11 protein-coding genes and 1 pseudogene are annotated in these 11,549 nt (G+C 65.8%); 6 read left to right on the forward strand and 6 right to left on the reverse strand.

Features of this window, described 5'->3' with window-relative positions:
* The 4 genes and pseudogenes from AC1D0P_RS16815 to AC1D0P_RS16830 all read right to left on the reverse strand — a co-directional run.
* A pseudogene (locus AC1D0P_RS16815) lies at nucleotides 1-424 on the reverse strand (hypothetical protein); the annotation flags it as partial.
* Between the two features lie 90 nt (nucleotides 425-514).
* A complete protein-coding gene (dtd, locus tag AC1D0P_RS16820) occupies nucleotides 515-964 on the reverse strand; it encodes a D-aminoacyl-tRNA deacylase (RefSeq protein WP_477677795.1) in 450 nt (149 codons plus the stop codon).
* Nucleotides 964-1,716 carry a substrate-binding domain-containing protein gene (locus AC1D0P_RS16825; protein ID WP_477677796.1) on the reverse strand — a complete coding sequence of 251 codons (753 nt, stop codon included), beginning with the start codon at nucleotides 1,714-1,716 and terminating at the stop codon, nucleotides 964-966. Before AC1D0P_RS16825 ends, dtd begins: the two co-directional genes overlap by 1 nt.
* A gap of 70 nt (nucleotides 1,717-1,786) precedes the next feature.
* Nucleotides 1,787-2,701: a cation diffusion facilitator family transporter gene (locus tag AC1D0P_RS16830; protein WP_477677797.1), complete on the reverse strand. Its 915-nt coding sequence runs from the start codon at nucleotides 2,699-2,701 to the stop codon at nucleotides 1,787-1,789.
* A 148-nt stretch (nucleotides 2,702-2,849) separates the two neighbouring features.
* On the opposite strand from AC1D0P_RS16830, the gene AC1D0P_RS16835 reads away from it, so the two are divergent.
* From AC1D0P_RS16835 to AC1D0P_RS16845, 3 genes are read left to right on the forward strand one after another with little or no spacing between them, the layout of a single operon-like run.
* Nucleotides 2,850-3,251 carry a cupin domain-containing protein gene (locus AC1D0P_RS16835; protein WP_477654982.1) on the forward strand — a complete coding sequence of 134 codons (402 nt, stop codon included), beginning with the start codon at nucleotides 2,850-2,852 and terminating at the stop codon, nucleotides 3,249-3,251.
* 59 nt (nucleotides 3,252-3,310) lie between these two features.
* Nucleotides 3,311-3,856, forward strand: a complete 546-nt coding sequence (locus AC1D0P_RS16840) for a FecR family protein (RefSeq protein WP_477677798.1) — start codon at nucleotides 3,311-3,313, stop codon at nucleotides 3,854-3,856.
* Complete coding sequence (locus AC1D0P_RS16845; RefSeq protein WP_477677799.1) at nucleotides 3,853-4,458, forward strand: OmpA family protein; 606 nt, start codon at nucleotides 3,853-3,855, stop codon at nucleotides 4,456-4,458. The genes AC1D0P_RS16840 and AC1D0P_RS16845 overlap by 4 nt, the downstream gene beginning before the upstream one ends.
* Nucleotides 4,459-4,489: 31 nt before the next feature.
* Here AC1D0P_RS16845 and tyrS read toward each other — a convergent pair whose 3' ends face one another.
* Complete coding sequence (gene tyrS / locus AC1D0P_RS16850; RefSeq protein WP_477677800.1) at nucleotides 4,490-5,722, reverse strand: tyrosine--tRNA ligase; 1,233 nt, start codon at nucleotides 5,720-5,722, stop codon at nucleotides 4,490-4,492.
* A gap of 224 nt (nucleotides 5,723-5,946) precedes the next feature.
* On the opposite strand from tyrS, the gene AC1D0P_RS16855 reads away from it, so the two are divergent.
* Together AC1D0P_RS16855 and AC1D0P_RS16860 are read left to right on the forward strand one after the other, a co-directional pair.
* On the forward strand, nucleotides 5,947-7,311 hold the full coding sequence (locus AC1D0P_RS16855; RefSeq protein ID WP_477677801.1) for a M23 family metallopeptidase: 1,365 nt from the start codon (nucleotides 5,947-5,949) through the stop codon (nucleotides 7,309-7,311).
* A gap of 127 nt (nucleotides 7,312-7,438) precedes the next feature.
* Nucleotides 7,439-8,575, forward strand: a complete 1,137-nt coding sequence (locus AC1D0P_RS16860) for an anhydro-N-acetylmuramic acid kinase (protein ID WP_477677802.1) — start codon at nucleotides 7,439-7,441, stop codon at nucleotides 8,573-8,575.
* Between the two features lie 3 nt (nucleotides 8,576-8,578).
* Here the strand turns inward: AC1D0P_RS16860 and AC1D0P_RS16865 are convergent, their stop codons facing one another.
* Nucleotides 8,579-10,711 (reverse strand): lytic transglycosylase domain-containing protein, encoded by a 2,133-nt coding sequence (locus tag AC1D0P_RS16865; RefSeq protein WP_477677803.1) that lies wholly within the window; start codon nucleotides 10,709-10,711, stop codon nucleotides 8,579-8,581.
* Nucleotide 10,712: 1 nt separating this feature from the next.
* On the opposite strand from AC1D0P_RS16865, the gene AC1D0P_RS16870 reads away from it, so the two are divergent.
* The gene (locus AC1D0P_RS16870) at nucleotides 10,713-11,351 is read left to right on the forward strand and encodes a 5-formyltetrahydrofolate cyclo-ligase (RefSeq protein WP_477654989.1); all 639 of its coding nucleotides are present in this window, start codon (nucleotides 10,713-10,715) and stop codon (nucleotides 11,349-11,351) included.
* Nucleotides 11,352-11,549 lie beyond the last annotated feature (198 nt).

Consider the following 11,549-nt stretch of genomic DNA (forward strand, 5'->3'; position numbering starts at 1 on the left):
GACCAAAAACGCTCAGGTTGGAGGACGGAAACCCGCTGCCGTGGGCCACTACACCGCTCAGGTTTTCGCGCGCGTCCCAGGTGAATTTTTCGTCCACAAAGGCCCATCCCGGCTGGCGCGGTACGCGGCGCAAATTACCGGCCAGGCCGATGACGTCGTATTTCGCGAGCCCTTCGCGCAAATGGTCGCCCCAGAAAAAATCGCAGAGGTGCAAGTCGTCGTGGCAGAAGACCAGCAACGCAGGCTGCGTGCGTGCTTCCTCGATGGCCTGGTTATAAACGGAAGACAGGCCGGCAGTATTGTTTTCAAACACCCGCACCTGCACGCCGCCCAACGGGTAGTAAAGGGCCAGCGACCGGCCCAGTGCGGTACCGGTGAAGAAATTGTCAAAACTGGAGCGCGTGGCGACAACAAAACGGATCATGAGCGACCTAAAGAATTGGCGGTGTTGGGCCGGCTGCGGAAAATCGCCTGCCGCCTGTTCATCTGCCGGTTTATACCTCAGCCTATTTTTTTACGCTGGYGGGTCAATCCACAGCGGAATCGTTACCGGCCCGTCATYGACCAGGTGCACTTGCATGTCGGCGGCAAACTGCCCGGTTTCCACCTGCGGATGTTGCGCCCGCGCCTGTGCCACAAAATAGTCGTAGAGCCGGCGGCCGTCCTCGGGCGCGGCCGCGCCGGTGAAGCTCGGCCGGTTGCCGCCCGAGGCATCGGCGGCCAGTGTGAACTGGCTCACGACGAGCAGGCCGCCCTTGACGTCCTGCACGCTGAGGTTCATCTTGCCGGCTCCGTCGGAAAAGATACGCAATTTGAGGATCTTGGCGAGCAGCTTGTCGGCCTGCGCCTCGGCATCGCCGCGTTCGGCGCAGACCAGCACCAGCAGCCCGGGGCCGATCTGGCCGACGGTCTCGCCGGCAATCACCACGCGGGCCTCGGCCACGCGCTGAAGCAGCGCTTTCATCAGTCGGTCACGCCGGCGGCAACGAACAGCAGCTTGCCTACCGGCCCTGACAGAAAGCTCACGAACTGCTGGGACAGTTCCTGCTGTTTGCCCGAGGCCAGCGGCGCGGCGGTGTAAGAGGTGTAGTTCTGCACTTCGGCCGGCACCGGGCCGGCGAACTTCAAGCCCTTGCCCTGGTAGAGCAGGATTTCGGTGATGGCGCCGAAGCCGATCTCGTGGCCCTTGCCCTTGATGACATGCTCCATCACGGCGGCGCCGTCGGGATAGCGCGTGGTCTTGCCCTCGACCTGGGCATAGACCTCCATCTTTTTGAGCAGGCCTTCGAGGTACAGGCCGGTGGACGCGCGGTTAAAGACCAGTGAGTCCGCCGCCAACACGGAGCGCTTGAGCGCATCGGCATTGGCAATGTCGGGCATCGGCGCGCCGTCGCGCACGGCCACGCCCATGCCGACGCGGCCGACATTGGCGCGTGTCTCGGCCAGCTTGCTGGCCGCCGCGAATTCGCCGATCACAGCGGGCGGCGCGATCACCACGTCAAATGCCGGGTTGGACTCCATGCGCTTTTTCAGTTCGGGCGCGGTGTTGAAGTTGATCTTCACGCTGTGGCCGGTCTGTTTTTCAAACGCGGCCGCCGCGGCTTTCAGGCCGGGCTCGATGGCGCCGGCGCTGAGGATGGCGATCTCGGCGGCCTGGGCGGCGAGGGGCAGCAATGCACAGGCAATCGCCTGGGCAAGTCTCACTATGGGTTTCATGAAGAACTCCTGGGAAAAAAGGAACCGGGAAATTATCGGAAAGAGAAGAGAGAAGAGAGAAAAGAAGAATTCAGATCAGGTCGGCCTCATCGTCAAAATGCGCCTCCACATCGCTGGGCAACAACTGGATGGTGGCACGCAGGCCAGGCACGGCGCTCATCAATGCCTGCTCGACGCTGGCCCGCACGGCGGCGGCTCGCCCCAGTGACCAGTTGGCCGGCATGTGCATGTGCATGTCGACAAAGCGCCGCTGGCCGGCACGGCGCGTGCTGAGGTGGTCAAAACGGATGGTGGGATGGGCAAAGCCGTCCAGCGCCTTCTGGATCTCGGCCATCACCTCGGGTTCCACGGCCTCGTCCATCAGGCCCTGCGACGAGCGCCATACCAGCTGGCAGCCTTCCCACAGGATGTTGACGGCCACGCCTATCGCGACCACGGCGTCCAGCCACAGCCAGCCCGTCAGCATCACGGCGCCTATGCCCACGACCACGCCCGCCGAGGTCCATACGTCGGTCACCAGGTGCCTGGCGTCGGCCTCGAGTGCGATCGAGCGGTGCGCTTTGGCCGCGCGAAACATCACCCAGGCCAGCAGGCCGTTGAGGGCCGAGCTGCCCACCGCCAGCGCCAGGCCCCAGCCCATTTTCTCCAGCGGCTGCGGGTTCAGGATGCGATGGGTCGCGGCCCAGATGATGGCCGCGGCCGCGCCTATGATCAGCGCGCCTTCAAAGCCGGATGAAAAATACTCGGCCTTGTGGTGGCCGTAAGGGTGGTCGGTGTCGGCGGGCCGCTGCGCGATGGTCACCATGGCCAGGCCGAACAGCGCGCTGGCCAGGTTGACGAAGGACTCCATCGCGTCCGACAGCAGCCCCACCGAGCCGGTGATGTACCAGGCCGCGGTCTTCAGGGCAATGGTGAGCACCGCGACGGCCACGGAGGCAAGCAGCATGCGCTGCGGCGTCAGGGCCTGGAGGGCGGTCGAGCTCATGGCGCTATTGTGAACGACGGGCCGCGGCGGCGCGCGCGCCAAGGGTTGTTCCCAAGGCCGGCGCCGGACACGGCCGCTAGGATGGATGCGCGCCGCAGGCCCTGCGCGCGACCCAATCCAAGCTTGAACAACTCCTGAGGAATCACCCATGAAAATCCAGAAACGCAGTGTGGCCCTGGTGCTGGGCACCGTGCTGGCCGTCTCGGCCGGCGCCTTGTTCGCGCAGGCCTCGGGCCTTACGCGCACCCTGGTCGGTAAAGCCGATGTGTCGGTGCCCGGACGTGAGGCCGTGGTGGCCCGTGTCGACGTGGCCCCCGGCGCCAAGGCCGGCCGCCACACGCATCCCGGCGATGAGATCAGCTACGTGCTCGAAGGCGAGGCCACCTTGCTGATCGACGGCCAGCCGCCGCGCCAGGTCAAGGCCGGCGAGTCCTTTGTCATTCCGGCCGGCGTGGTGCACGACGCCCACAACAACGCGGCCGTGCCCATCAAGCTGGTGGGCGTCTACGTCGTGGAAAAAGGCAAGCCGCTTGCCTCGCCCGCACCCTGAGCCGCGGCCGCAGCGGGGACTCCCGTCGCCAATGCGACAATGGCTGCGGGAGTACAACAATGACCTTTCCGCATCTGATCGCAGCCACCGCGCTGGCGCTGGCTGTGGCCGGCGCGCATGCGCAGGCCCCGTCGGCAACAACGCCCACGCCACCCTCCGTCCCCGAAGCCCTCGGCACCGCCGCGGCCCCGGTTCCCACCCCTGTTGAAGTTCTCACCCGACAGGCAGGCTTCCTTAAAACGCTGAAGGGCAATGTGCAACTGCAGGAAGCCGCCGGCACCGCGGTACGTCCAGCACAGGCCGGCGATGCCTTGCTGCCCGGCGGGCGCATCACGACCGGCCCCGATTCCGCCGCCAGCCTGGTGCTACGCGACGGCACCACGCTGGTGGTCGGGCCGTCCTCGCACATGGAACTCAAGGCCTTCAGCTTTGACGCGACCACCCATGACGGCAGCTTGCTGGCCTCGCTGCTCAAGGGCTCGCTGCGCATGATCACCGGCCTGCTCGGCAAGTCGCACCCGGAAGCGGTGCGCATCGAAACGCAGTTCGCCTTCGTCGGCGTGCGCGGAACCGACTTCATTGTGCAAGCGGACGCGCAGCCGTGAGCGGCCGTTTGCTTTCCCTTTCGCTGGCCCTGCTGCTGGCGGCCTGTTCCACGCCCGGCACGCGCGTGATGCTGTTGCCGCAAGAGGGCGGCGCGCCGTCCGCCGTGGTGGTGCGCGCCAAGGCCGGCCCCGGCGCCGAAACCACCTTGAGCCAACCCTACCACCGCGCCACCGCGGCATCGGGGGCCGGCGGTGCGCCCCGGCTGGACCAGGCCGACCCGGCCAAAGTGCAGGCCGAGCATCGCTCCTTGTTCGAGATGGCGCCGCCCCGGTCGCAGCGCTACACGCTGTATTTCGACGCGGGCGGCACGGTGCTCACGACCGAGTCGCAGAAGGTCCTTGAAGAAGTGCTGGCCGCGGCGCTGGCCCGCAGCGGCGGCGACATGGTGATCACCGGCCATACCGACACCGTGGGCTCGGGCGCCAGCAACGACGCCCTGTCGGCTGAGCGCGCGCGGCAGGTGCGGCAGATGCTGGCTGAACGTCAGTTCCCGGCTGAGCGCATCGAAGCGGCCGGCCGGGGTGAGCGCGATCTCGCGGTGCCGACGGCCGACGAAGTCGACGAGCCGCGCAACCGGCGCGTCACCATCGAGGTCCGTTAATTAATCAGCCAGGCGACGGGGCGGCGCAGGCTCAGCCCAGCGTCACACGCGCGAACTTGCGCTTGCCGACCTGCAACACATAGGTGCCGGCCGCCAGCTTGAGCGCCTTGTCGCTCACCACGCTGGAATCCACCCGCACGCCGCCGCCGTCGATCAGGCGCGTGGCTTCGCTGCCCGAAGGCGCCAGGCCCGCGGCCTTGAGCAGCGCGCCTATGCCCATGGGCGCACCCGTCAGCGACACCTCGGGTATCTCATCGGGCACGCCGCCCTTGCTGCGGTTGATGAAGTCCTGCTCGGCGGCGTCCGCCGCGGCGGCCGAGTGAAAGCGCGCGGTGATCTCCTTGGCCAGCGCCACCTTGGCGTCCTTGGGATTGCGCCCGCCTGCCACCTCGGCTTTCAGGGCCGCGATGTCGGCTTCGCTCTTGAAGGACAGCAGCGTGTACCACTTCCACATCAGCACGTCGGAGATCGACAGCACCTTGGCGAACATGGTGTTGGCGTCCTCGCTGATGCCGATGTAGTTGTTCTTGCTCTTGGACATCTTGTCGATGCCGTCCAGGCCTTCAAGCAGCGGCATGGTCAGGATGCACTGCGGCTCCTGCCCATACTCTTGCTGCAGGTGGCGGCCCATCAAGAGGTTGAACTTCTGGTCGGTGCCGCCGAGCTCGAGGTCGCTCTTGAGAGCCACCGAGTCGTAGCCCTGCATCAGCGGGTACAAGAACTCGTGCACGCTGATGGGCGTGCCGGCCTTGAAGCGGTCGTTGAAGTCGTTGCGCTCCATCATGCGGGCCACGGTGTAGCGCGAGGCCAGCTGGATCATGCCGGTGGCGCCCAGCGGCTCACTCCATTCGCTGTTGTAGCGCAGCTCGGTCCTGGAGGGGTCGAGGATCTTGTCGGCCTGCGCGCGGTAGGTTTCGGCGTTGACTTTGATTTGTTCGGGCGTGAGCGGCGGGCGCGTGCTGTTGCGGCCCGAGGGGTCACCGATCAGGCTGGTGAAGTCGCCTATAAGAAAAATGACTGTATGGCCCAGATCCTGGAGCTGACGCATTTTGTTCAGCACCACGGTGTGGCCGACATGAATGTCAGGCGCGGTCGGGTCCAGGCCCAGCTTGATGCGCAGCGGGACGCCGGTGGCCTCGGATTTGGCCAGTTTTTGTATCCAATCGTTTTCCGGAATGAGTTCTTCACAGCCGCGCAGGGTGGTCTGGAGGGCCATCTTTACACGGTCGGTGACGGGGAATTTTGTAACAAGCGCTTGATTCATAAGGGTTTTTCACATGTCGGGGGATTGTCCGACAGATATACTGGCGGCTCTCCTGCATCCAGCGGGCCATTTTAGTTGGCCTGCAAATTGCTGATCAGGAACCACATCGTCTGGATGGCTCAGGCCCCACCCCTCAACCAGGGCTGGCCATCAAAGCTCTCCATGTTTTATACAGCAGTCCGGCGCTCCGCAGCGCTCGATGCATTTTTGTTGGGAATTTTGTCTTGAAACTGCCAACCCCTTCCCAGATACTGCTTCCCGTCGCCCACAGCCTTCGCCGCCACCCCAAACGGCTTGCCGCCAGCCTCGCTGTGCTGCTGCTGGGCACAGGCGTCACCGCCTTCGGTGTGGCGCCCATGGCGCCCGACGCCGCCGACCTGCCGGTACGCCAGGTGCTTGAAGCGGTGGAATCCCTGCCGACCCAGGCCCAGACCGATTCGCTGATCGATTTCCGCTTCAAGCTGTTCCGAACCGAAAGCACGCGCAGCAGCGACACCGCCGATTCCCTGCTCAAGCGCCTGAACATCGACGACAGCGCCGCCGCCGCCTTTTTGCGCAGCGACGCCAATGCACGCACCCTGCTCATGGGCCGCGCCGGCAAGAACGTGACCGCCGAAGCCAGCGACAGCCAGCAACTGCTCAAACTCAGCATGCGCTGGCCCACCGACGATGAAACCATGTTCAAGCGCCTGGTCGTCGAGCGCGGCGCCGCCGGCTTCACGTCGCGCATTGAAACCGCGCCTTACGTCGCCACCGCGCGCCTCTCAAGCGGCAGCATCCAGACCTCGCTGTTCGCCGCCACCGACGATGCCCGCATCCCCGACGGCGTGGCCGTGCAAATCGCCGAAATCTTCTCCAGCGACATCGATTTCCGCCGCGCGCTGCGCAAGGGCGACCGCTTCAACGTGGTCTATGAATCCCTGGAAGCCGACGGCGAGCCGCTGCGCACCGGCCGCGTGCTGTCGGCCGAATTCGTCAATGCCGGCAAGGCCTACCAGGCCATGTGGTTCCAGCCCCCGGGCCTGGACGCCGCCGGCGCCGCCAACAAGGGCGGCTACTACACCCTCGACGGCCAGAGCCTGCGCCGCGCCTACCTGAGCTCGCCGGTCGAGTTCTCGCGCATCAGCAGCGGCTTTTCGATGCGCTTTCACCCCATCCTGCAAAAGTGGCGCGCCCACCTGGGCACCGACTTCGCGTCACCCACCGGCACACCCGCGCGCACCGTGGGCGACGGCGTGGTCGAGTTCTCCGGCGTGCAGAACGGCTACGGCAATGTGGTTTTCGTCCGGCACCGCAACGGCCACGAGACCGTCTATGCCCACCTGAGCAAACTCATGGTGCAAAAAGGCCAAAACGTGAGCCAGGGCCAGACCATTGGTCTCGTCGGCAGCACCGGCTGGGCCACCGGCCCGCACCTGCATTWCGAATTCCGTGTCAACGGCGTGCACCAGGACCCGATGATGATCGCCAAGCAAAGCGAGACCATTCCCGTCGCCGCGGCGTCCATGCCGCTGTTCAGGGAGCGTGCGGCTGGCGTGAAGACGCAGTTGCTGGCTGCTGCCACCATCACCCAGACTCGCGCTGAATAAATCGCCCCCACGGTCGCTCACTTCGTGTAGCTTCCTTCCCCCCGAGGGGGCCGCTGCGCCTGCGGCCCGGCAAAGCCGGTTCCGCGGCCCCTACTGGTAGGGGAACGCACTGCGGCAGAATAGCCTTATGCTTGATTACTACATTGGCCTGATGTCAGGCACCTCTCTCGACGGTGCCGACGGGGTGCTCGTGGTGTTTGAGGGCGACAAGCCGCGCGTCCTTGCCGCCGCGACCGAAGCTTTCAGCGATGCCTTCCACGCCGAACTGCTGGCGCTCAACACACCTACCCACAACGAACTGCATCGTGCCTCCCTGGCCGGCAACCAGGTCGCAGCGGTCTATGCCAAGGTCGTCGCCGCGCTGCTGGCCCAGGCCGCGAAGCAACACATCTCGCCCCTGGACATCAAGGCCATAGGCGCACACGGCCAGACCGTGCGGCACCAGCCGCAAAGAACATCAAACGAGCCCGCCGGCGCGGGCTATACGCTGCAGCTCAACAACCCGGCCCTGCTGGCCGAGCTCACCGGCATTACCGTAGGCGCGGATTTCCGTAGCCGCGACGTGGCGGCGGGCGGCCAGGGCGCGCCGCTGGTGCCGGCTTTCCACCAGGGCGTCTTCGGCCGTGAGGATAGCGCGGTGTGCGTGCTCAACCTGGGCGGTATTTCCAATCTTAGCGTGCTGCCGAAGGCGGCGAGCTCGCCGGTACTGGGCTTTGACTGCGGGCCGGGCAATGCGCTGATGGACGCCTGGTGCCGGCAGCATACCGGCCAGCCCTATGACGCCGGCGGCGCCTGGGCGGCCAGCGGCACGCTGCTGCCCGCGCTGCTGGACAGCCTGCTGGCCGAACCATATTTTTCGCAACCGATTCCCAAAAGCRCGGGCCGCGACCTGTTCAGCCTGGAGTGGCTGACGGGCAAGCTCCAGCCGTTTGCGGCCGAGCGGCCCGAGGACATCCAGAACACCTTGACCGAGTTCACCGCCAGGGCCTGCATCCTGGGCGTCGATGCTTATGGCAAAGGCAGCGAGTCGCTGATCGTCTGCGGYGGCGGCGCTTTCAACAGCCACTTGCTGGCGCGCCTGCAGGCCGGTTTGCCCTCGCTGCGTGTCAGCACCTCCGACCAGCACGGCCTGCCGCCGCTGCAGGTGGAGGCGGCGGCGTTTGCGTGGCTGGCGCGGCAGCTGGTGCTGGGCCGGCCCGGCAACCTGCCCAGCGTGACGGGCGCGCGCGGCCTCCGGGTTCTCGGCGCGGTCTATCCTGCCTGAGGTTTAAGGCAAGTCCTTGTAAGGCTCGGGCTGCGCCGCATCGCGCGGCCCCACAGTGCTCAACCTGGCTTTCAGCGATTGCGGCCGCCCCGTCAGGAGGGCCGCGTAGCTGGTGGTGTTGGACAGCACTTTTTTCACGTAGTCGCGTGTTTCACTGAAGGGGATGCTCTCGGCCCAGATGGCCCCGTCCAGCACCGGCCCGTTGCGCCAGGTGCGCGGCCGGCCTGGCCCGGCGTTGTAGGCGGCCGCGGCCATGGGCATGGAGCCGTTGAAGTCGTCCAGCGCGAACTTGAGGTAGGCCGTGCCGATCGCGATGTTGGTGTCGCGGTCGTTGAGCTGCTCTTGTGTGAAGCCTTCCAGGCCGATTTTTTTGGCGGTCCAGCGCGCCGTGGCGGGCATGACCTGCATCAGGCCCGAGGCGCCCACGCCGGAGCGCGCGTCCATGATGAAGCGGCTTTCCTGGCGGATCAGGCCATAGACGTAAGCCGGGTCCAGGCTGATGGACTGGGCGCGCTTGGTCACCGTTTCACGGAAGGGCATCGGGAAGCGCTGCTCGAAATCGATCTCGCCCTTGGTGCGCTCGCTGGTGTTGATGCAGCGGTCCCAGATCTGGCGGTCGCAGGCGAACTGGGCGGCGGCCAGCAGATCGCGGTCGCCCATGCCGCCGCGCTGGTGCAGGTTGGTGCTGTAGTTCCACTCGCGCGAGCCTTCGGGGCGCAGGCCGATGGCGATGGCGTAGGCGGCGCGGTTCAGGCSGTTCAGGCCCGGATTGAGCCGCGCGGTTTCTTTTTCTTCAGGCGTCAGCTGCGCGGGCTTGGCCGGCACGGTGATCTTCTGGCCAATTTCCTCGAGCGCCAGCTGCTCATAAAAGCCACGCACCGATGCGAAGGACTGCAACATGGCCAGGGCCTCGGCGCGCTGCGGCGAAATCGTGATGCCGGTGGGGATGGTCTGCGCCACGCCGGGCGTGGTGGCCACGACGACGGGCTTGGGCGCCGCATCCGGCGGTGCGGTGGCCAGCAGCGCGCGCGCCTTCCAATAGCTCCAGGTCGGGTCCTTGCGCGCGTCCTCGCTCATGGCGTTGACGGCCGCCAGCACCAGCGTCCAGTTGGGCTGTGTGCCCGCGCGCAATGCCGCCCGGACTTTCCAGCCCAGCATGTCGTCGCTGAGGTCGGTGTCCTTGGTGACGTTGGCAAAGTACTGCAGCGCGTCGCCGGCCGGGGTGGCGCCCAGGCGCGTGGCTGCCTGCCGGCCTATCACGCCCCAGACCCAGTTCCGCTCTTCGGTGTTCAGCTGCATGCCCCATTTGTTTTCCAGCTGGAAGGCCGCACCCTCGATGTCGCTGATCGCCATCTTGATCAGCGCCAGCGTGATGATTTCGCGCCGCGACTTGCTCAGGGCGAGGTGCTTGCCGGCCAGGAACTTGATGGGGCTGGCGTTGAGGTCGTTGACCATGCCCGTGGCATCCGGGGCGACGATCTGCACGGCGGCTGCCGCCGAGCGCGGGCGGTTGGCTTCGGTGGCCAGCCGGGCCTTGACCCAGGCGTCCTGCGGCTTGAGGTTTTTGGTGCCTACCAGCCGCTCGGCGGCCGAATTGCAGCCGTCGTCGGCCTCGCGCTGCGCATACCAGTTTTTCTTCACCTCATCGGCCAGGCGCGCATCCGCCACCGGATTTTTCAGGTGTTCAACCAGCAGCGCGTAGCAACGCACCTCCTTGTCGTCGTTCATTCTGTAGTTGGGGTATTCAGCGGCAAAACCTGCCCAGTCGCGGCGCTGGCCCAGCAGCAGCAGCCAGTCGTTGCGCAGGCGGTCTTCCTGGTAGGTGCCGGCGTAGCGGCTGAAGAAGTCCTGCACCTCCTGCGGGCCGGCCTCGCCCAGGCGCAACTTGAGCTCCCAGTAGGCAGCCCAGGGCTCCAGCGCATGGCCGCGGGCCTGCGGCAGCAACTGTGCCAGCCGGCCCCTGTCGCCGCGCTTGAAGGCCTTGTTCATCTCGATGATCACGTTGTCGCCCGCGCTGGCGGGCGCCTGCGCCGCGGCCGGGGCCAGCAGCGCGAGAGAGGCCAGTGCGCCCAAAACAGGCGCCAGTGCCGCCGCCCGCAGGGGGTTGATAAGAAATTTGTATAGCATCTGGGACATTATGGACAAATTAAGTACTCGCAAGGCGCTGGTCGAAGCGCGACTGAACATGCCAGACCGCCTGGAGCGCGCCGACCTGCTGCAGCGTGTGATGCGCATCTGGCTGGTCGGTTCCACCCATGAGGTGATTGGTGCCTATTGGCCCATCAAAGGGGAGTTTGACCCGCTTCCCGCGCTGTACCGATGGCAGGAAGACGCGATCCTGAGTCAGGATTCTTCGTCAAACCCGGCACTGGCCGAGGTGGAGACCGCCCAGCTCGCCACCGAAAGTATCGCGGCCCGCTCGCCCCGCAAAATCGGCCTGCCGGTGGTCAACAAGCTGCACAAAACCCTGACCTTCCATGCCTGGTACCCCGGCTGCCCGATGGAAGAAGATGCTTACGGCATCCCCAAACCCAAGGACACCGAGGTGATTGTCCCGACCCTGCTGTTTGTGCCCTGCGTGGGGTATGGGCCGGGGGGTTACCGGCTGGGTTATGGCGGGGGGTTTTATGACCGGACGCTGGCGACGCTGCAGCCGAGGCCGTTTACTGTGGGGTTGGGGTATACGAACGGCTGGTTGCCGGATATGGAACCCGAGCCCCATGACATTCCTTTGGATGCGATTCTTAATGACAAAGGGGTGGTTTGGCCGGTTTGATTGGCCGGGGTCTTGCGCCGGCTTGCGCGCCTCGCCCTCCTCTAAGATCTGCTGGCCGGGGGTTGCCCGGCAGCAAGTAACTTTCTTTTGCTTCGCCAAAAGAAAGTCACCAAAGAAAAGGCGACCCGCAGTCTGGGTCCCTACGCTTCGCTACGGGCAACCTGCGGTGCTCGAGCCAAGCGGGGTCCGGCTAAACTC

The organism is Polaromonas sp. P1_G2 (assembly GCF_056405515.1).